Source organism: Raoultibacter phocaeensis, assembly GCF_901411515.1.
Lineage (GTDB): Bacteria > Actinomycetota > Coriobacteriia > Coriobacteriales > Eggerthellaceae > Raoultibacter > Raoultibacter phocaeensis.
Window position 1 is genome coordinate 1,606,801 of record NZ_CABDUX010000001.1, and the last position, 18,742, is coordinate 1,625,542.

20 protein-coding genes are annotated in these 18,742 nt (G+C 59.4%); 15 read left to right on the top strand and 5 right to left on the bottom strand.

All coding sequences use genetic code 11. The annotated features are described in order from the left end of the window. Positions 1 to 109 precede the first annotated feature (109 nt). Positions 110 to 967: a ZIP family metal transporter gene (locus FJE54_RS06360; protein WP_139651862.1), complete on the bottom strand. Its 858-nt coding sequence runs from the start codon at positions 965 to 967 to the stop codon at positions 110 to 112. A gap of 105 nt (positions 968 to 1,072) precedes the next feature. Further along, entirely contained in the window at positions 1,073 to 2,158 is a 1,086-nt protein-coding gene (locus tag FJE54_RS06365; RefSeq protein ID WP_139651863.1) for a hypothetical protein, read from the bottom strand. A 139-nt stretch (positions 2,159 to 2,297) separates the two neighbouring features. Here FJE54_RS06365 and FJE54_RS06370 point away from each other — a divergent pair, with 139 nt between their 5' ends. The 3 genes from FJE54_RS06370 (at position 2,298) to rpsI (ending at position 3,699) form a co-directional block, all read left to right on the top strand. After that, positions 2,298 to 2,582: a homocitrate synthase gene (locus FJE54_RS06370; RefSeq protein ID WP_139651864.1), complete on the top strand. Its 285-nt coding sequence runs from the start codon at positions 2,298 to 2,300 to the stop codon at positions 2,580 to 2,582. Between the two features lie 287 nt (positions 2,583 to 2,869). Beyond that, on the top strand, positions 2,870 to 3,307 hold the full coding sequence (gene rplM, locus FJE54_RS06375; RefSeq protein ID WP_139651865.1) for a 50S ribosomal protein L13: 438 nt from the start codon (positions 2,870 to 2,872) through the stop codon (positions 3,305 to 3,307). Next, complete coding sequence (rpsI, locus tag FJE54_RS06380; RefSeq protein ID WP_139651866.1) at positions 3,307 to 3,699, top strand: 30S ribosomal protein S9; 393 nt, start codon at positions 3,307 to 3,309, stop codon at positions 3,697 to 3,699. The genes rplM and rpsI overlap by 1 nt, the downstream gene beginning before the upstream one ends. A gap of 124 nt (positions 3,700 to 3,823) precedes the next feature. Here the strand turns inward: rpsI and FJE54_RS06385 are convergent, their stop codons facing one another. Together FJE54_RS06385 and FJE54_RS06390 are read right to left on the bottom strand one after the other, a co-directional pair. After that, a complete protein-coding gene (locus tag FJE54_RS06385; RefSeq protein WP_139651867.1) occupies positions 3,824 to 4,291 on the bottom strand; it encodes a MarR family winged helix-turn-helix transcriptional regulator in 468 nt (155 codons plus the stop codon). A 227-nt stretch (positions 4,292 to 4,518) separates the two neighbouring features. Further along, complete coding sequence (locus tag FJE54_RS06390; protein ID WP_139651868.1) at positions 4,519 to 6,348, bottom strand: FAD-dependent oxidoreductase; 1,830 nt, start codon at positions 6,346 to 6,348, stop codon at positions 4,519 to 4,521. Between the two features lie 267 nt (positions 6,349 to 6,615). Between FJE54_RS06390 and FJE54_RS06395 the strand changes: the two genes are divergently transcribed. The 10 genes from FJE54_RS06395 to nadE all read left to right on the top strand — a co-directional run bounded on the left by FJE54_RS06395 (position 6,616) and on the right by nadE (position 14,838). Continuing rightward, positions 6,616 to 8,163, top strand: coding sequence for a helix-turn-helix domain-containing protein (locus FJE54_RS06395; protein ID WP_255467254.1), 1,548 nt, complete (start codon positions 6,616 to 6,618; stop codon positions 8,161 to 8,163). 462 nt (positions 8,164 to 8,625) lie between these two features. Further along, complete coding sequence (locus FJE54_RS06405) at positions 8,626 to 8,949, top strand: type II toxin-antitoxin system HicB family antitoxin (protein ID WP_139651870.1); 324 nt, start codon at positions 8,626 to 8,628, stop codon at positions 8,947 to 8,949. Between the two features lie 31 nt (positions 8,950 to 8,980). Then, the gene (locus FJE54_RS15985; RefSeq protein WP_180326601.1) at positions 8,981 to 9,124 is read left to right on the top strand and encodes a hypothetical protein; all 144 of its coding nucleotides are present in this window, start codon (positions 8,981 to 8,983) and stop codon (positions 9,122 to 9,124) included. Positions 9,125 to 9,156: 32 nt separating this feature from the next. After that, positions 9,157 to 10,512 carry an amidohydrolase family protein gene (locus tag FJE54_RS06410; protein WP_139651871.1) on the top strand — a complete coding sequence of 452 codons (1,356 nt, stop codon included), beginning with the start codon at positions 9,157 to 9,159 and terminating at the stop codon, positions 10,510 to 10,512. Continuing rightward, positions 10,513 to 10,716, top strand: coding sequence for a CASC3 protein CASC3 (locus tag FJE54_RS06415; protein ID WP_139651872.1), 204 nt, complete (start codon positions 10,513 to 10,515; stop codon positions 10,714 to 10,716). A gap of 161 nt (positions 10,717 to 10,877) precedes the next feature. Continuing rightward, the gene (locus FJE54_RS06420; RefSeq protein ID WP_139651873.1) at positions 10,878 to 11,894 is read left to right on the top strand and encodes a Sec-independent protein translocase subunit TatA/TatB; all 1,017 of its coding nucleotides are present in this window, start codon (positions 10,878 to 10,880) and stop codon (positions 11,892 to 11,894) included. 3 nt (positions 11,895 to 11,897) lie between these two features. Beyond that, the gene (gene tatC, locus FJE54_RS06425; RefSeq protein ID WP_139651874.1) at positions 11,898 to 12,719 is read left to right on the top strand and encodes a twin-arginine translocase subunit TatC; all 822 of its coding nucleotides are present in this window, start codon (positions 11,898 to 11,900) and stop codon (positions 12,717 to 12,719) included. A 111-nt stretch (positions 12,720 to 12,830) separates the two neighbouring features. Beyond that, positions 12,831 to 13,250 (top strand): hydrogenase maturation nickel metallochaperone HypA, encoded by a 420-nt coding sequence (gene hypA, locus FJE54_RS06430; RefSeq protein WP_139651875.1) that lies wholly within the window; start codon positions 12,831 to 12,833, stop codon positions 13,248 to 13,250. Between the two features lie 3 nt (positions 13,251 to 13,253). After that, complete coding sequence (gene hypB, locus FJE54_RS06435) at positions 13,254 to 13,907, top strand: hydrogenase nickel incorporation protein HypB (protein ID WP_139651876.1); 654 nt, start codon at positions 13,254 to 13,256, stop codon at positions 13,905 to 13,907. A gap of 109 nt (positions 13,908 to 14,016) precedes the next feature. Next, entirely contained in the window at positions 14,017 to 14,838 is an 822-nt protein-coding gene (nadE, locus tag FJE54_RS06440; protein ID WP_139651877.1) for an NAD(+) synthase, read from the top strand. A 114-nt stretch (positions 14,839 to 14,952) separates the two neighbouring features. Here nadE and FJE54_RS06445 read toward each other — a convergent pair whose 3' ends face one another. Then, on the bottom strand, positions 14,953 to 16,470 hold the full coding sequence (locus tag FJE54_RS06445) for an FAD-dependent oxidoreductase (protein WP_139651878.1): 1,518 nt from the start codon (positions 16,468 to 16,470) through the stop codon (positions 14,953 to 14,955). A gap of 252 nt (positions 16,471 to 16,722) precedes the next feature. Here FJE54_RS06445 and FJE54_RS06450 point away from each other — a divergent pair, with 252 nt between their 5' ends. Together FJE54_RS06450 and FJE54_RS06455 are read left to right on the top strand one after the other, a co-directional pair. Then, positions 16,723 to 17,952: a sensor histidine kinase gene (locus FJE54_RS06450; RefSeq protein ID WP_139651879.1), complete on the top strand. Its 1,230-nt coding sequence runs from the start codon at positions 16,723 to 16,725 to the stop codon at positions 17,950 to 17,952. Next, on the top strand, positions 17,945 to 18,733 hold the full coding sequence (locus FJE54_RS06455; RefSeq protein WP_255467255.1) for a response regulator: 789 nt from the start codon (positions 17,945 to 17,947) through the stop codon (positions 18,731 to 18,733). The genes FJE54_RS06450 and FJE54_RS06455 overlap by 8 nt, the downstream gene beginning before the upstream one ends. The last annotated feature ends 9 nt before the right edge of the window (positions 18,734 to 18,742 follow it).

Here is an 18,742-nt window from a genome sequence, read left to right on the forward strand (position 1 = left end):
GCCTAATCATAAAATAGACTATGCCTAATATTCTTTAGAAAGATCATTCGCAAACGTGATTTCGTACTAAAGCGATGCGAGAATCGCCTGTTTCGGCAGCGCGAGCCGTCTACCCGAAAATGATCAGCAATCCCAGCAGTATGCCGATGATGACGAAGAATGCGGGCAGCTTCGAGCGGTACATGAGGATGGCTTGGGGGATGATCTCGCCGAACACCACGTAGAGCATCGCCCCGCTTGCGAACCCGAGGCTCAAGGTAAGGCCCATGGGCCCGATGTCTCCGACCCAGAAACCGAACCAAGCGCCGACGACCGTGGGGATGCCGCTTGCTGCTGTTACGAGCACGGCTCGCACGCGTCCCATACCGCCGTTGATGAGCGGCACCGCCACAGCCATGCCTTCGGGGATGTTGTGCAGGCCGATGAGCACAGCGAGCACGATGCCCGCCCCTGCGGCGAGCTCGTTTTGCGTAGCGAAGCCCGCGCCGATGGTCATTCCCTCGGGCACGTTGTGAAGCGCGATCGCGCATGCCATCACGATGCCTGCAACGAACAGCGACGATTTAGAATCGTTGTGCTTGCGGTGCTCTGCGAAATGGTCTGCATGGATGAGCTCATCGAGATCGTCGTGGGTTTTCGGGTGGTCTCTGCGGGAAACGTGCGGAACTTCGGGGTTCGTTTTGCGGTCGATCAAGAGGTTCAGCAGATATACGACCGCGACGCCGGCGATAACGGCGCCGCACACGATGAACACCGCATGATCTGACACGAGCTGCGCCGATTCAATCGATTCGCTCAAGAGGTCGAAGCACACGATGGAAAGCATCACGCCGCCCGCGAAGCTCAAAAGCAGGCTGACCGTACGGCTCGAATCGGTGCGGAACAGCGCCCCGACGATGCCGCCGAGCCCTGTGCCTCCCATGCCTGCTAGCAGCGTGACGATGGTGATGAACAAAAACGGATCCATGGCTCCCCTGCGTCAAAAAGCGCCCGACAGGTGCCGGGCGCCGATGTCTTGTTAGCCGTATATAATAACAAACTCCTGAGGGGCGCGTGCCCGCAGATGCAGGAGTTATGCGGCTTGGGGCAAATCTTCTTCCAGGTTCTCGTCCGTGTCGCCGGTCGCCTGTCCGGCCGCATCGTCAGACGACGAGCCTTCCTGCCCGCCTTCGCCGATTCCAATGGCCCTCGCCGCCGCTTCGGCTATCGCTGCGGGATCGGACTTCGACAGCACGTCGGTGCCGTCCTCGACGGTACAGCCCGAGCATCCGCGCGAGCGGTGCGCGTCGAGCGCATCTTGTACAGATCCCGAATAGATGGTGGAAGAGTTCTTGATGTATTGGCAGTCAGGATTGAAGTGGTACACCTCGCCGAACGGCGTCCAATAGGCAAGCCCGTCGTCGGAGAGCACTGCGGCACCCGCTTCGGCCTGATCGAGGTCTTCTTGGGTGACGGGATGATAGTCGACACCGCTTGCGAGCGCGGCAATGAGCGCGATAACGGCGACGATCGAGCCGAGCTGCTTGGTCTTCTTATCGAGGTTCTTGTTCGAGAGCAGTACGATAACGATGGGGGCAAACGCCACAGCGGCTATGATGACGCCGAGGTCGGTCTGCATCCAGTATGCGAGCTTGTTTTCCTTCGATGCGGGGGAGAGGTGGTTCGCGCGCTTCCACAGCTGGGAACCTACAACTACGAAAACGAGATCGGCTACGATCCAGACGATGATCCAAGCCATCTGCGAGAGGCCCGGCAAAAACAACGTTCCGTTCGCCACGAGGATGGCCATGACCTCGCACGCGATACCGAGCACCCAAAGCACGATCGCTCCGATGCGGAAAGGCAGAGCGTTTCCCTTGCGCTCTTCGTGCATCTGTTCGCGCACGGCCTCGGTGGCTGCGGCGCCCGATCCCCCCTGATGGGGATGAGCGATCTTCTTGCCTGTCTTCGCGTCGACGAACGTGCGCTCTTTAGGTTCTTTCTTTTTGGGTGCGGAAGAATCGCTCGTTTCGGATTGCTCTTCGGTCGCTGCTTCTTTGGATGCGGCCTGCTCTTCGGCTATCGCTTTCGCGCCCTCTTCGCCTTTTTCGACTGCGGACACTTTGCCTTTGCCTACCGTATCCGCGGACTTGGCTTCGGTTTTCTTCTTCGTAGTCATGGATTGCTGCGCTCCTAGGTTCAACCAATGGTGGTGGCACGGAGGTTTCTTCTCGATATCCGAGCGAGCAAATTATAATTCGGCAGGAAGGGAGAAACGGAAAACCCCTGATGATGCAACTTATTGTTGAAGGAGAACCATGGACATACAACAGATTGTCGCAAGCGTGCTCGAATCGGTTTCGAAAGACCCGCAATGCCTCGAGCAATTCGGCGTCGATCCGGCTGAGGCCATCAAGGGGGCAACGGGCCTCGAGCTGACCGACGAGGAGGTCGGCGATGTTGTCGGCATCGTGGGACCGCTCATCGAGGGTAAGGAACTCGACATGAACTCCGTCATGGAAACCGTCGGCGACTTTCTCGGCGACAACGGCGGCGATCTGCTTGGCAAGCTCGGCGGCCTCTTCGGCGGGAAGGATCGCTGAAGATCGCGACTTACCTACTTGTGGAGAATTCCGCCCGAGGTGCCCGAAAAGCCCCTCATTCGTATTGACGTGCCCATTTCCTCATCTTACAATGCAAAGGTTCGCTTTCAAAAGCCCCGTGTGGCAGAATCGATGCGGAAGCGCTATCGGCTGGAGTCCAGACCATGCCCGGCGCGTCGGCGTAGGAACCCGGCATCCGTATGCGTCTGCAACTTTTGAAAACAAACAAACCCGCAAGCCGGTGCAAGCTTCTCAGGCTGCGGAAGCAAGCAATTTGGAGGAATGTTGTGAAGACGTATTACGCAAAGCCCAACGAAGTTGAGCGCGAATGGGTCGTGATCGATGCTGCTGATCAGGTTCTCGGCCGCGTCGCTACCAAAGCCGCTCATATCTTGAAGGGCAAGCACAAGCCGCAATACACCCCGCACGTCGATACGGGTGATTTCGTCATCGTCATCAACGCTGACAAGATTCGCCTGACGGGCAACAAGGCAAGCGCCAAAGAGTACTACCGTCACAGCGGTTATCCGGGTGGGCTGAAAGTCGAGACCTACGAAGAGGCTATGGCCAAGCATCCTGAGCGCGTTGTGGAGCATGCCGTCAAGGGTATGCTTCCGAAGAACACGCTCGGCCGTGCAATGGGCAAGAAGCTCAAGGTCTACGCCGGTGCGGAGCATCCGCACATGGCTCAAAAGCCCCGCGAGATCAAGATGGAGGATAACTAATGGCAGGCGAAGCTTTGTATTACGGCACCGGCCGCAGGAAGAACGCCATCGCTCGCGTTCGCCTCGTTCCCGGTACCGGTAAGGTTACGGTTAACGGCCGTGAGGGCCTCGACTACTTCGGTCGCGAGGCGCTCGTGAACTACGCGAAAGCACCGTTCAAGGTCACCGACACGCTGGAGCACTTCGACGTGATCGCAACGCTCAACGGCGGCGGCATCTCGGGTCAGGCTGGCGCTCTGCGTCACGGCATCGCCCGTGCCCTGCTCGAGGCAGGCGATTACCGCGGTGAGCTCAAGCGCGCCGGATACCTCACGCGCGACTCCCGTATGGTCGAACGTAAGAAGTACGGCCTCAAGAAGGCCCGCAAGCGCCCGCAGTTCAGCAAGCGCTAAACCGATACCTATATCGAATGCGAAAGGAACCCGCCGTCTGGTGGGTTCCTTTGCGTAGAGCGAACTTTGGGAGCTGTAACGACACCGAATGCTGCGGTGTGCAGCATGAATGTCGAACAGGCACTTACTGCGGCCATTCCTCGGGGCGGTGCAGGGTGTCGATGCGGTCGTACAATACAGATACTACCTTGAGGGCGGCTTCTACTTCCGTATCGTCAAGTCCCTCGAACAGGGCGAGCACAGGTTCGTACATGGTTTTGTAATACCATGCAACCGCTTCCGTTCCTTTGTCGGTGAGCAGTGCGCGGATCGCGCGGCTGTCGTTCGGATCGGCGCTGATAGCGACGTAGCCTGTACTTGCGAGCTTGTCGAGGATCTGCCGAGTGTTTTGGTACGAGCTCTCGTTCGCGTCGGCGAGCTCGCCAAGGGTGGGCGGTTCTTCGAACGAATCGATGACCGGCAAGAGCAGCATTTGGTTACCTGATAGTTCACCGCTTCTCATGCGTTTGAGACGCTTCATCCTGTTGCTGAAGCTCGCGAGCTTTCTCAGAAGCTCTCGTCTGGGGGTCATAGGGTAGCGATCGTGTATCATCTGTCTCCTCAAACGTGTAATCGTGTGTCCGTGCTGGCGGCGGATGCCGACAGCTTCCAACAATATTAGGCATTACATAAATTGTACGATAAGCGAAAGGCGCGGGAGGTTCCATTCGGTGACGGTATCGTTGCAGCACGGAAAGCCGCCAAGGGCGGCTTTCCGGTAGGGGCTGGCATGCAGTTCGCTTCGGCTGGCATCGCACAGATGCCTTGCGCGGATATTGGTTACCTGGAGGGCGTAACCGTGTTCACGCGGTCGGCTTCGGGCATGGGCGCAGCGATTATCTCGAGATCGGCAATCTCCTTGTCGGCATCGCCGCCCGCTGCGTTGATGCCGGCGATACGGCCGAACGTGAGACAGCGGCCGTGGTTGGTGCCAGGGCAGATGGTGGGGTAGTCGTTGGAGAAGTACTGTCCGCCTGCGGCACCGGCCACATAGAGGTTTTCGATCGGCTGGTTGTTCTCGTCGAGGATGTGGCATGCGGTATCCTGACGCAGACCGCCCGACGCGGCAAGCAGCGTGGATACGAGCTGGCCGGCGAAGTACGGCGGGGTGTCGATGGGCCACATGATCTCGGGGCGCTTTCCGAAATCGTCGTCGTTGCCCTTGGCGACGAGTTCGTTGTACCGATCCACCGTGGCCTTGAGGTTGTCGGCCGGTACGCCGATCTGGGACGCAAGGTCTTCAAGCGTGTCGGCCTGGAACAAAAGGCCCTGTTCGATTTTCGCCTCGCGCAGCTTCAGTTCGACTTCCATGTCGAACGGGACGCCGAAACGGCGGTACTGCTGATCGGACGAGATGCCGCCCGAGCGTCCGTCGTTGCACGATTCCGCGAACGATTCGAGGGAGTTCGCATCGTAGATGGTAAACGCTTTGCCTTCGGGCTGGAACGATTTCACGCACGATTTCGACTGCGTGTTCACGTCCTCGTTCATGAAGCGGTTGCCCTCGGCGTTCACATGGAGGAAGTTGTAACTTTGCGCGCCCGATTCGAGATGGATCGTCGAGCAGTGAGGCTCGGATTCTTGCATGGCACCGCCGATCCACATCGCCTGCTTGTGCAGGTCGCCCGTGGAGATGCCGAAGGGGATGTACAGGCGGCTGTCGGCATTCCAGGTAAACGGCTGGTAGCGCGTGCGCATCTCGTCGTCGTCGAGGTAGTCGCCCGAAGCGACGATAACAGCTTTGGCGTTGATTTGGGTGTAGTTGCCCTCCTCGCCAACGATCGCGCCGGTCACCGGACCGTCGCCGTCGCGCAGCAAGCGCACGCAGGGCGTGTCGTAGCGGTACTCGACGCCGAGCGCTTCGCCCTTCTCGATGACGGCGGGTATGAGCACGGCCATGCCGAGGCCGGTGGACACGCCGTCGAGGTACACGAAGTCGGTCGTATCATCGTAGAAGAAGTGCGTGATCGGCTCTTCGGTGTAATCGGGGCCTTTGTAGTAGCCCGCCCAGAGCGTCGGCTGGAGGCCCGAATCTGCTACGAGATCCTCGAGCCAGTCCATGCACGCCCCTGATTTCTTGGCGAACTCCCACAAAAGCGGTTCCTTGACGCGACCAGTCGCCCATTCGGTGAGGCGGCGGACGATGTGCGCGTAGTCGGCTTCTTCGAACCAGCCTTCGTCGACGTACTGCTTCACCATGCGCGATCCGTAGGCGGTGATGTGCCCGCCGCGTCCCGACCAAGTGGACGCTTTGTCGATGCAGAGCGTCTTCGCGCCGTATTCGGCAGCCGTCGTCGAGGCGATGGCACCCGCGAACCCGCAGCCCACCACGAGTACGTCGACGTCTTCGGTCGCTTTGATCTGATCGGCGGGAATGTCTGCCGGCGGCGTCATGAACGACCATTCGACGGCCGCGTTTGCTCCGAGCGGGTTGCCGGTGAGCGCCGACGCGTCCCCCACGGCACCGCTTCCCGCCGCAGCGTCCGCCTTGTCGGGGGAGCTGCCGTTGGGCGAGCAGCCGACGAGGCCGGCGCCTGCCGCCCCTATGCCTGCGAGTCCTGCTCCGATGAGAAACTGCCTGCGCGATACTCCCGTTGCGTTCTTTTTCATGCCGTTCCCTTCCTCTGAGATTTTATCTGCGTGATGCCGAGCTCAGCGGTTCGCGTTTGGTCCCGACTCGGCTCGCCGGTGGCTGACCTTTCGGTGCGAAGCGCATTCCGTACGACCACCCTAGCCTCTGACGAGGGGAAACGCATCCCCCGAGTACGGGTAACTTTCCAGGGGCACGCTTCTACCCCTGCGGGGGTAGATGGGATTTTCGAGCGGTATATGGTAGTATCCTCGGCATATGGTGCTCGGCATGCCAAGGAGGGCTGCGTGAAAGCAGGCGAGGGATCGAAGGGCCGGGATGCTCAGCGGACACAGGACGATACGGCGGTGACCGGATGGCGGGAGCGCCGCGCCATCCTGTCTGATTTCAAGAGCGAGATCATCGACCATCCGCGGTTATCGATCGGTTTCGGGCTGTTTTGGACATGGGTGTGGCTTGTGTTTCAGACGACGTTTTTCAGTCCGTCGTTTCTTGTCGAGGCCGATCTGCTGCTTCCCGGCTGGATCGTTCCGCTTGCGGCGTACGCAGTAACGTTTCTCGTGCTCGGCGGTCTGCTCAAGTTCAAAGGCATTGTCCCAAAGGGAAATGCGTACCTGCGCTTGATTCCCGCAGTCATGTCGCTCGGCGTGCTTATCTGCGGAGTGCTTACGTTCTCTCCCTTGCAGGATCCGTTCGTCAATGCCGTCGTCATCTGTTTCGGCGCGTTGCTCATGGGTGCGGCAACCTCGTGTTTCCATGTGGAATGGGGGCGTGTGCTCGGTGCGCTCGGCCCGAGAAAAACCATCCTGCACGGGATCGTCGGCACGGTGCTCGCCGCCGCCATCCTCGTGCTCATCACCTCGTTCTCGGCAACGTTTCTGTGGATCATAGCGTTCTTCATCCCGATTCTCGGCATGCGGCTTCTCGTCGACGAGTCGACATCGATACCAGGGCTGTACCCTAAAATCGAAGATGTGCGTCTTAACGTGCCGCGGCGTTTTCTCGCCACCTCATTCACGCAGGGCCTTTCGTTCGGAATCGTCCAGACCATTCTGCTTACGGGCAACTACGAGGTTCCCGTCGAGCTGCTCGCGGGATCGAGTTTCGCCATTTCGGCATTGGGCCTGTTCGTCTGCGCGCTTTTCTTCCGCATGGACTTCAACCAGCTCATCTATCAAGTGGGCTTTCTCGTTATGGCGCTCGGCTACCTTTTGATGTCGCTTGTCGCGCCTAGTTTCATCGCGGCGCTTCTTGTGCATCTGACGGGGTACCGATTCGTCGATATCATGATGTGGGCGCTGTGCGTGTATCTGATCAAGCAGCGGGGGTTGCCGACGAACTGGGTATTCGCGATTACCACCTGTTTTTTACTGCTCGGGCAGCTTACCGGCTCGCTTGTAGGTGCGGCTACGATCGCGCAGTTCTCGCTCAGCGGGCAAGGTGCGCATGTGCTCTCCATCGTCATGGTGTTTGCGATTCTTTCTCTTGCACTCGTTCTTTCCGACCGCAAGAATCTGCGCACGGGGTGGGGCATGGTGCGCCCGGGCGATGCCGAAGAGCCGGCAGGCGATTTCGAGATGGGCTGCGAACTCGTGTGCCGTCAGTACGGCCTCACGGCCCGCGAAGGCGAAGTGCTCCTGCTGCTGGCCAAAGGCCGCAACCGCGCCTACATCTGCACGGCTCTCACGCTCTCCAAAGAGACGGTGAAAACCCATATCCGCAATATCTATCGCAAGATGGGCATCCATTCGCAGGAAGAGGTGTTCGCGGCAGTGGAGGCCGAGCAGAAAAGCTATGGCTTTGACGGGGAAGCGCCGCACGAAATGCGGATATGACGCACTGTAAATAAGCCTTACTCTGAAAATCCTGACGAGTTTGTTCGTTGAATAGAGAACAAATGTTTGCTATACTTGCTTAAGCGGTTGGGGTTCCTAACCGATGCCTTTCGGGACAGCCGCCTTGTACGATCGTTTCCCGAAAGGTGGCTGCAGAAGATGAATCCCGTGTTATCGGTCTTTCATATTAGTATCAATAATGGTATCATATCATGAGCAGATTAGAACGCATCATAGAATCGATGCGCAATAACCCCTGCGACGTGCGGTATGCCGATGCGGTGTACGTATGCGATGCGTTGTTCGGAAAGCCACGATCCAAAGGCTCGTCTCATCGGGTGTATCGAATGCCATGGAAGGGCGATCCGCGTGTAAACATTCAAAACGATCGCGGTATGGCAAAACCGTACCAGGTGCGTCAGGTGCTCAAAGCGATAGAGCAGCTTTCGGAAGGGAATTGGAATGAGTGTTGCTAACAAATATTCCTATCGAGTCCGATGGTCCGAAGAGGATGGCGAATACGTCGGAACGGTGGCCGAGATGCCCTCGTTATCGTGGCTCTCAAGCAGTCCGGTCGAAGCGCTCACGGGAATCAGCCAACTCACCGAGGAAGCGGTTTCGGACATGGCAGCTTCAGGCGAAGAGCCTCCCGAACCGCTGTCGAGTAAGCGGTTCTCGGGTAAGTTTCAGGTTCGTATTCCTCCTGAGCTGCACCGAAAACTTGCGATCGAGGCGGCCGAGGAGCGCGTTTCGCTCAACCGCTTAGTTGCTGCACGCTTGGCATAGCGATACGATTCGGCCGAGCGGCTCGCAAAGCGTGTCGAGAAGCGTTGAGGGCGCGAAAAAAGCGGCTGCAGCGGTGGTGGGCCTCGGATGCGCCCCGGGCTATCCCGCCGAACCCGATTTGCCGAAACCCGAATATAGCGTGTGCATCCCCGTTTCCGAAGCGCATCAATGCTAGAATACGTGCCACACGATTTTCAGGAGACGCCTATGTTACTGTGCGCACACTATATTCTGCCCATAACGTCAGAGCCGATCACCGACGGGGCTGTGCTTGTCCGCGATGGCAAGATTCGCGACCTCGGCAAAGCGGACATGCTGAAGCTCCGCTATCCCGACGAGGAAGTCAAAGATTTCGGATTGGCCGCGCTTCTGCCGGGCCTCATCGATTTGCACACCCATCTGGAGAACTCCGTCATGCGCGGTATCGTGCACGACGTGCCTTATGCCACGTGGATCCAATCCATGGGGGAGAAGAGCGCTCGCATGGAAGTGGGCGATTGGTACGATTCTGCCATCCTCGGAGGCCTTGAGGCGCTTTCCTCGGGAATCACCTGCGTTGCCGACATTACGCCCACAGGCGCTGCCTGCACGGCAACCCAGAAGCTCGGATTGCGCGGCGTGATCTACCGCGAGGTCGGCGCGCTCGACAAGCACCGCGTCGATTACGCGATGCGCATCGCCGAACACGATATCGCCCATTGGAAGGAAGAGGTCGATTCGAGCCGTATCACCATCGGCATCGCCCCTGCGGCCCTCTACGTCTGCCATCCCTCGATGTTCGCGAAGGTCGCCACCTTCGCGACCAAGCACGACATGCCAGTGGCGATGCACCTTGCGGGCAGCCGTGAAGAATACAACTTCATCAAGTACGGCTCGTCGCCCTTCTCGGTTCACGAGATGGATCAGAAGCGCGGCTACGTGGAAATTCCTCCGTGGCTTCCCACGGGCACGACCCCCATTCGCTACGCGCTCAACTGGGGCGCTTTCGACGTTGATAATTTCCTCGCTATCCACTGCGTCCATATCGACGAGGAAGATGTCGAGAAGCTCAAGGAGTACAACGTCGCCGTGGCCGCCTGTCCGCGCTGCAATGCGCAGCTTGGCATGGGCGTTGCTCCCATCAGCGAGTTTCTGCGTGCAGGGCTGCGTGTGGGTCTCGGCACCGATTCGCCTGCAGCAACCGACTCCACCGACATGCTCGCTGAGATGCGCATCGGCATGCTCGTGCAGCGCGCGGTTAACGTCGGCTCGTTCCTCGATTCGCAAACGATGCTTGAAATGGCTACGATCGGCGGTGCCCGCGCGCTTATGATCGACGACAAAGTCGGTTCGCTCGAAGTGGGCAAGGAAGCCGATGTCATCGCGGTCGATTTGTCCGGATCGCACCAGACGCCGACGACCGACCCGGTGTCGGCCGTGGTCAACACCTGCAGCGGCACTGATGTGCTCATGACGATGGTGGCGGGTTCGATGCTGTACGAAAAGAGCAGGTGGCATGTTGATGTCGAGGTGGCGAAGAACATCGCCCGCGTGATCGAGATCCGTGGAAAACTGAGGATGTAGATGGCGAACAAACAGCAAAAGCTTACCGCACAGCAGAAGAGCGACCGCATCAAGGCGGCGCAGGAGCGCGAAGCGCGCGCGAAGGAGAAGCGGGAGAAGTCGGAGAAGATGAAGAAGGCGTTCATCCTCGTTGTCGCGATCATTCTCGTGCTCGCGCTATCGCTTCCCACTATGGCGCTCATGGTGATGGGCGGCGGATCGTAGGCGCATCGGTGTAGGGCGGCGCACCGTCTGTGGAATAATGCGTATGCACGCAACCGTGCGGCCTCGGACCGAGGGTTTGTGCTACTATGATTCGGTTAAAGATCAATGAGGTGCTTGCATGCAAACGCGTGCTTGCACCCTGAGAATGTATAGGGGTTACCTTGCTTGGTGTTAGTGGAATCGAGTTTTTCCTCATTCTGCTGTTCGGGTTCCTCATCTTCGGACCCGATAAGCTGCCCGCTATCGCGAAAACAATAGGAAAAGCCGTCGGAAAATTCAGAAGCGCCCAAGAGGAGATGAACAAGGTCATCAAGACCGAGGTATACGATCCGAACTCTGACGAGCCGTTTAAAAACCCGCTTGAGGCTCTGTCCAAGATCGGCGAGGTCGGCAAGTCGGACGACGATAAGACCGAAAGCTTCTCTGAGCGCAAAGCGAAATACGACAAGGAGCGCGCGGCGAAGAAGGCCGCCGAGGAGAAGAAAGCTGCGGCAGGCGCTACGGCGGGCGCAGGTGCTGGAGCTGCCGTTGCGGCGAAGAAAGCGGCCGACGGCGAAAAGGCCGACGATGCGAAGGCCGACAAGCCCAAGCCCTCAGCAGACGAGCTGTACGGCAACAAGCCGGCCGCTGCCAAGAAGGACGTGAAACCCGCCTCCGCTGCGAAAACGACCGCAGCAGCAAAGCCTGCGGCGGGCGCAAAGGCTGATGGCACCACGTCGGTCGATAAGAAGGCGGCCGAGACGAAGCCTGCTGCGACAAAATCGACTGCGGCAACGAAGAGTGCGACTGCGCAACCTGCGAGCGGCACCAAGGCTGCAAGCACCGCGAAAACCACCGCTGCAAAATCGTCTGCGGCAACAAAATCAACCTCGTCTCGCTCGACGGCAACGAAGTCCGCTGCAACGAAGCCCGCTGCCAAAACTACGAGCACCCGTACCACCGCCGCGAAATCGACTGCGGCATCGGCCAAGTCGACGGCCAAGTCGACGGCTGCAAAGCCCGCTGCTTCGAAGAGCGCTGCGGCTGCTGCAAAGCCTGCCGCCTCGAAGAGCACGGCCTCGTCTGCAAAAACGGCCGGGGCAAAAGGCGCTGCATCAACTGCGCGATCGTCTGCGGCCAAGCCTGCGGCGAAGCCCGCCGCCGAAAACAAACCTTCGACTGAGGAAAAGGGGGAATAAGCTATGCCTATCGGTCCGGCGCGTATGCCCCTTTTCGACCATTTGAGCGAGCTGCGCATGCGCCTAGTGCGCATTCTTGTCTGCCTCGCCGTCGCCGTATGCGTGTTCTACCTCGCAACGCCCACGATTTCGGAGTTTTTGATCGCTCCCATCCGCGACTACATCCCGGCCAACTTGGTCGTCATCGATCCGTTCGAGCCGTTCGCGCAACGCTTCAAGCTGGCGTTCTGGACATCGCTCGTCGCGTGCATGCCGGTGATCATATGGCAGATACTCGCCTTTTTCCTGCCTGCACTCAAGCCGAACGAGCGCAAATGGTTCATCCCGACGTTCGCCGCAGCGGTTGCGCTGTTCATTTTCGGCACCGTGTTCTGCTACCTCATCATCTTGAATCCGGCGTTCGAGTGGCTGACCGACCAGGCGGTTGGCTGGGACATCATGGCACGCGCCAGTTCGTATCTCGACATCATCATCAAGTTCGAGCTCGGCTTCGGCTTCGCGTTCGAGCTTCCGCTCATCGTGTTCTACCTCGTCATCTTCGATGTGGTGCCCTACAAGAAACTCCGCAGCAGTTGGCGAACCGTCTACATCGCACTCATGGTCATCTCGGCCATGGTAACGCCCGACGCTTCGCCGGTAACGATGCTCCTCATGTTCGCCGCGCTGGTGGCGCTCTACGAGGGTAGCCTGCTCATCTCGCGTCTCGTGCTCGGCAAACGCATCAAAGAGCAGACGGCAGCCTACGAAGCCGCTCAAGCGGAAGAGCAGGAGTGGCAGGAGGAATACGCTGCCATGAAGAAGGCCCGCAAGGAGAAGAAAGACTAGCCTTGCGGCGTTCGCGATAGGTTTGACTACGTTGATCGGTGTTGTGCTTACTCTGGAGCGCAGCACCGATTACCCTTTCAAGGGAGTCATTCGAGACGAAAGGAACGCCCGGTGCACGAATTAGGCATAATGACCGGCGTCATGGAATCGGTAGACGTCGCAGCTAAGGATGCGGGAGCCGACAAGGTCCTGAAAGTCAGCCTTTCGGTTGGCGTTATGACCGAGGCTATCGAAGACGCACTGCGTTTTGCATTCGAAGCGCTTTCTGAGGGGACGCTGTGCGAGGGAGCGGAACTCGACATCACGATGGTCCAACCGAAAAGCCGTTGTCTGGAATGCGGTGCCGAATACGAGCACGATCGTCTGCATATGCTCTGCCCTGCATGTGGCAGTTTCGCCACGCAGCTGCTTGCGGGAAAGGAACTGCAGATCGATTCGATCGAAGTGGACATCCCCGATGACGAGGAAGCGGACGGCGATTGCGGTACCGAAGGGCACGGCGCCTCGGGCGAAAACGAAGGAGCGCGATAGACCATGCAGATAGACATCAAGCAACCCATCCTTGGTAAAAACGACGAGCTTGCGAAACGCAACCGCGACCTGTTCGCCGAGCACCGCGTGTTCGTGCTCGACCTGCTCGCAAGTCCCGGATCGGGCAAAACGTCCACGATCCTCGCCACGATCGACGCGCTGCGCGACGAATTCAACATCGCCGTCATAGAAGGCGATATCGCATCGAGCGTCGATGCCGAGAAGATCAAGGCACAGGGCATCGCAGCCGTGCAGATCAATACAGGCGGCGCGTGTCACCTCGAAAGCGACATGATCAAGCGGGCGGTCGACGTGCTCGATCTCGAACGGCTCGACCTCATCATCGTTGAGAATGTGGGCAACCTCGTCTGTCCGACCGATTTCGATCTCGGCGAGAACATGAAGGTGATGATCCTTTCGGTTCCCGAAGGCGATGACAAGCCGCTCAAGTATCCGGGCGTGTTTCAGGCATCCCAAGCCGTCATCTTGAACAAGGTTGATACGATGCCCGTGTTCAACTTCGACCGCGATGCATTCTACGCTTCGGTGAACCAGCTTAATCCGCAGGCTCCCATCTTCCCGATCGCCGCGACGAAAGGCGAGGGCGTGGCGGAATGGGCCGAATGGCTTGCCGAACAGATTCGCGCGATTCAGTAAACGGTTGACGGATCGGCAATGCTTTCGAAACCTTCTGATGCGATACTAGAATCAAAGCGATGCGCGGTGCGACGTGCGCGATGGGCTAGCGGCAGGAAGGTTATACATCATGGGACCTCATGAGAAGTACGCGGCATGCGTACAAGGGCTCAAATCTTATGCGGCAAACGCGGGTTTCACCGAAGCGGTGATCGGCTTGTCGGGCGGCATCGATTCGGCAGTTGCCGCAGTCATGGCGGCCGATGCGTTCGGTGCCGAACGCGTTCACGGCGTACTTTTGCCGGGTCCTTACTCGAGCGACCATTCAGTCGATGACGCGCAGCAGTTGGCCGACAATCTGGGTATCGATGCTCAAACCATCTCGATCCTCGAGCCGTTCGAAGCTTTCGAGCGGGTGCTCGCCAAGGCGTGCGGCGGCGAGCTTAAGGGTCTTGCCGCCGAAAATACGCAGGCCCGATGCCGCATGGTGTGTTTGATGGCGCTTTCGAACGCGTACGGGTGGATGCTCGTCAACACCGGTAACAAGAGCGAGGCCATGATGGGCTATTCTACGCTCTACGGCGACACCGCTGGGGCGTTTGCACCGATGGGAGGCTTGTACAAGACCGACGTGTACGCGGTCGGTCGGTGGCGCAACGAGCAGGCGCTCCGTGCGGGCGAGGTGCCTCCCATACCCGAGAACATTTTCATAAAGCCGCCGAGTGCCGAGCTCGCGCCCGACCAACAGGACGAGAAAAGCCTGGGCATCGCCTACTCCCAACTCGACAGGATACTCGTCGCTCAAGTGGAGCAGGGAAAGAGCGTCGAAGAGATCGTGCGTGAGGGCATTGCGGCGCAAGAGACCGTACTCGAGGTGCTTGCAACCGTTGAGCGCTACGCGTTCAAACGCGCGATGGAGCCCCCGTTTCCCTCGGATACGTTTTACCGATAAGGGCTTGCTGCGGGTCCGGGTTTGAGGCTGCGGAGCTCTTCGGGCGGCCGGGCAATTCGGTTGAGCAAAGCGCTCGCCTTGCTGCGTATTGCAACGACTTGCAACACGACGTCCCTACGAAGCGCTTTCGCTTTCCGTTTGATCGCTTTCGGCGAGCGCGTCTGCGATCGCTTTGCCTACGAGCATGCCGAATGCGGCGTTCGAAGCAAGTCCGTTCACGCTTTCGGCGGCTGCCGAACCGCAGCAGTACACGTTTTCTGACGATGTCTGCGCGCCGGTAAGCTTACCCGTATCGTCGGTCTGCATGCCGCCGAGCGTTTTGTGCCTCACGGGAAACTGCTTGAGGGCGTAGTAGGGCGCTTCGAGCTGCTTTATATGCGCGGTGCGTCCGAACTCGCCATCCTTTTTCTCGTCAACGGATCGATGGTATGCTTCGAGGGTTTCCGAGAGCGTATCGGCGGGCACCTTGAGGGCTTCGGCGAGATCGTCGAGTGAATCGAAGGGTCCGATAAGACGCTTTTTCTGCTTGCTCGTAACGGAGGCGATGCTGCGGGACAGCAGCCCCTCGGAAAGCTGCTTGTCGAATACGATCCACCAGAAGCCGAGTTCTTGCAGGGCGCATGCATTCGCCGAAGCGCCCACTTGGTCTTCGCGTGCGAACCGCGTGCCGTAGGGCGAAAGCGCAACAGTCGGGCCGAACATGCCCCATGACGAAGCCTCGGGGATATCGCCGATAAGCGAAGCAGCCTGATCGAGGTCTGCCGTCTTTCCGCCGATTGCCGTGCAGAGACTGATGCCGTCTCCGGTTGCGTATACGGTCAAGCAGCCGATTGTCGCCTGATCGGGGATGTTTGCGCCGACAAGCTCCTGGTTCGCGCTGTAGCCGCCGGTGGCAATCACGATGCGCTTCGCCTTAACGTCCAAAGTTTTTCCAGTTTGTTCGGCGCAAAAGCGCATGCCCGCGGGTTTGTTCTGTCCGTCGAGAATAAACGCCGATGCACGCATGCCCAGCTCGAAGGTGACTCCCTTACTCGAAAGCCCGTCCTTGAGGGGAGCCATCACGCTTTCCATGTCGCCGATGCCCTTTTTGGGAATGACCACCGAATCGGCTGCGCCTTCGATTGAGTATTCCCGGGGGTCGGCGAATTGGGCGCCGTAGTCGCGTGCTACGCGGTCAACCCATTCGGTTTGCGCCATGATGAGGTTCTGCTTGAAGCGAAGGTTGTTTGCGTCGCCTTCCTCCTCGAGTTCTGCTTTGCGCTCTTTCCACGCGTCTTCCGCAGACTTCTCGATGCCTGCCGCTTTTTGGATGCTCGTTCCCGAAACGAAGAAGAGCCCGTTCGCTTCGAAGCTTTCGCCGCCGATCAAATCGCGCTTGTCGGCTATGAGCACCGAGCGATTCTGCTCAGCGGGATCCATCGCGGCGGAAAGCCCCGCGATGCCGCTGCCGACGATGAGCACGTCGACCTCTTTCGAAAACGAGATCGGAGGCGTCTGTGCAAGCGCATTCTCGCCGGTTGTTTCGGCGGCGCTCGAAGCGGTGCCGTCTGTTTCGCATCCGAACAGGGCGCCGCCTAGGGCAAGCACGGCGGCTGAGGTACCGGCGAGCTTGAAGAATTCGCGGCGTTCCATGGTGTCTGAGGTCCTTTCGGTAGCGGTGCGGATGCGTGCGCGTACGGCGCGGCACGAGTGGACACCGAGTATAGGGCCGCAGAGTCGCAATTGTCATCACCCAATACGCTCGGTGCGCAATATCCCCATGTTCACGCAAGGCCGATCGGCACGGCCTGCGCACGTAACGGTTGGATAACAAGGGCGCAACCGCTCGCAAGATACATCGCGGGGGGTATAGCGCCTCTCGCTCACGTCACCTACTATAGCCTCATGGAAGATTTTCTCATCAATACCAAGAAGATGGGCGCTGCCGATTGGCTGCTCGACGTTGCGATCGCGCTCGGCGCGTTCGCGTTCGGCTGCGCGCAGCTTCTGTTGACGATGTCTTCGGTCGTGATGCCCGACGAGCTTTTCCGCCAGCTGCTCGGCATACCGAACGTCATGCCGCAGGTGGGCGCCTACGTTGCCATTGCCCTGACGACGCTGCCGCTCGTCGCCCGCCGCAAATCGCCATGGCTCGTGTTCGTCTTCGTCATGATAGCGTTTTTGGGAACGCAGAATACGCTGACTGGCTACACGCTCGCCATCCTGGGTCCGATCATCGCGCTGTACACGATTGCGCACGAACGCGACCGCGCGGAAGCGGTAGTGGCCACCGTGCTTGCGGTGGCGTCGCTTCTGTTCGTAACACTTCCCACGCAAAGCGAGAGCCTGTCCGACCTCATGCGCCTGCAAAACGTCACGTACATGGTGGCGGCGGCGCTCGGCGGGTTCGCGGTGCGCACGCATCAAGAGTATGTGGCCGAAACCGAGCAGCGCGCATTCGCTGCCGAGAAGAGCCGCGAGGAAGAGGCGGCGCGACGTGTCGAGGAGGAGCGTGTGCGCATTGCCCGTGAGATCCACGACATAACGGCCCATTCGCTTTCGGCAGTGAGCATCCAAGCTGCCGCCGCCGAGCGCATGATCGACCGCGATCCCGAGGCCGCAAAGCAAACGATCGCTACCGTGCGTGCCACCTCCAAGGATGCGCTTGAGGAAATCCGCAGCATGATCGGCGTTTTGCGCAGCGGCGATGCGCAGGCTGAAACGGTGCCGACGGTGGGAACCGAGCGCATGGCCGACATCGTATCGTACCTTGAGGATGCCGGCATCGACGTCGACTACGATGCTACGGGATTCGATCGCGAGCGGGTACCCGCCTACATCGACGTGGCCCTGTTCGGCATCGCGCGCGAAGCGGCCACGAACATCGTTCGGCACGCGGACGCCCATCGCGTATCGATCCGCCTCGCCACCGATGGCGAGATGGCCCGCCTTGCGGTGGAAGACGACGGGCGGGGCCGCACCGAGGGTGAGAAGACCGATGGGCACGGCATTGAAGGCATGAACGAGCGGGTGAACCTGCTCGACGGAACCATATCTGCACACAACCGCGCCGGCAAAGGGTTCGCCGTTCGGGTGAGCATACCTTTGGGCGAAGCTGGGAGGAACCATGGCTGAAGAGCTGATCGGAGGCACGAACCTCTATGATGACAAGTACAGGGAAATGCAGGAGCGACTGCGCGAGCGAAGCGAAAAGGCGGTGCGGCTTGCCGATGCGGCGCTGAAGCGAGCCCCTGAACTTACCGTGGTGATCGCCGACGACCAGGATTTGGTGCGCAACGGCTTCAAGCTCATTCTTTCATCGTTCGAAAACCTCAAAGTGGTGGGGGAGGCGAGCAACGGTCGCGAAGCGGTCGAGCGCGTGCGCGAGACGAAGCCCGACGTTGTGCTCATGGACATTCGCATGCCCGTCGAAAACGGCATCGAGGCCACTGCCGAAATCACGGCTGACCCCGAGCTTGCCGATACGCATGTGCTCATTCTCACCACGTTCGACATCGACGAGTACGTCTACGACGCGCTTTCGGCAGGCGCGAGCGGATTCATGCTCAAGGATTCCGAACCCGACGACATCGCCGCAGCCATCGAGGTAGTCGCCGAGGGCGATGCGCTCATCCAGCCGTCCATCACCCGTAGGCTCGTCGAGACGTTTGTTGAATCGCGTGCACGCAGGGCCCATTCGGAAACGTCGCTTTCGGTGCTGACCGAGCGCGAACGCGAGATCCTCGGGCTTGTGGCCCGCGGGCTTACCAACGACGACATTGCAGGCGACCTCGTGATATCGCCTGCTACGGTGAAGACCCACGTAGCCCGCATTATGTCGAAGCTCGGTGCGCACGATCGCGCTCAGCTTGTAGTGCTCGCCTACGAAAACGGACTCGTGGTGCCGGGGGCGTGAGGGCTCGCA

Excerpts from the sequence above, each read along its gene's own strand:
- FJE54_RS06405 (WP_139651870.1), top strand. The coding sequence starts at position 8,626 with ATGAGTGTTGCTAACAAATATTCCTATCGAGTCCGATGGTCCGAAGAG.
- FJE54_RS06445 (WP_139651878.1), bottom strand. The coding sequence starts at position 16,470 with ATGGAACGCCGCGAATTCTTCAAGCTCGCCGGTACCTCAGCCGCCGTG.
- nadE (WP_139651877.1), top strand. The coding sequence starts at position 14,017 with ATGGGACCTCATGAGAAGTACGCGGCATGCGTACAAGGGCTCAAATCT.
- FJE54_RS06410 (WP_139651871.1), top strand. The coding sequence starts at position 9,157 with ATGTTACTGTGCGCACACTATATTCTGCCCATAACGTCAGAGCCGATC.
- FJE54_RS06450 (WP_139651879.1), top strand. The coding sequence starts at position 16,723 with ATGGAAGATTTTCTCATCAATACCAAGAAGATGGGCGCTGCCGATTGG.
- FJE54_RS06360 (WP_139651862.1), bottom strand. The coding sequence starts at position 967 with ATGGATCCGTTTTTGTTCATCACCATCGTCACGCTGCTAGCAGGCATG.
- FJE54_RS06455 (WP_255467255.1), top strand. The coding sequence starts at position 17,945 with ATGGCTGAAGAGCTGATCGGAGGCACGAACCTCTATGATGACAAGTAC.
- hypB (WP_139651876.1), top strand. The coding sequence starts at position 13,254 with ATGCAGATAGACATCAAGCAACCCATCCTTGGTAAAAACGACGAGCTT.
- FJE54_RS06390 (WP_139651868.1), bottom strand. The coding sequence starts at position 6,348 with ATGAAAAAGAACGCAACGGGAGTATCGCGCAGGCAGTTTCTCATCGGA.
- FJE54_RS06385 (WP_139651867.1), bottom strand. The coding sequence starts at position 4,291 with ATGATACACGATCGCTACCCTATGACCCCCAGACGAGAGCTTCTGAGA.
- FJE54_RS06370 (WP_139651864.1), top strand. The coding sequence starts at position 2,298 with ATGGACATACAACAGATTGTCGCAAGCGTGCTCGAATCGGTTTCGAAA.
- FJE54_RS06415 (WP_139651872.1), top strand. The coding sequence starts at position 10,513 with ATGGCGAACAAACAGCAAAAGCTTACCGCACAGCAGAAGAGCGACCGC.
- tatC (WP_139651874.1), top strand. The coding sequence starts at position 11,898 with ATGCCTATCGGTCCGGCGCGTATGCCCCTTTTCGACCATTTGAGCGAG.
- rpsI (WP_139651866.1), top strand. The coding sequence starts at position 3,307 with ATGGCAGGCGAAGCTTTGTATTACGGCACCGGCCGCAGGAAGAACGCC.
- FJE54_RS06365 (WP_139651863.1), bottom strand. The coding sequence starts at position 2,158 with ATGACTACGAAGAAGAAAACCGAAGCCAAGTCCGCGGATACGGTAGGC.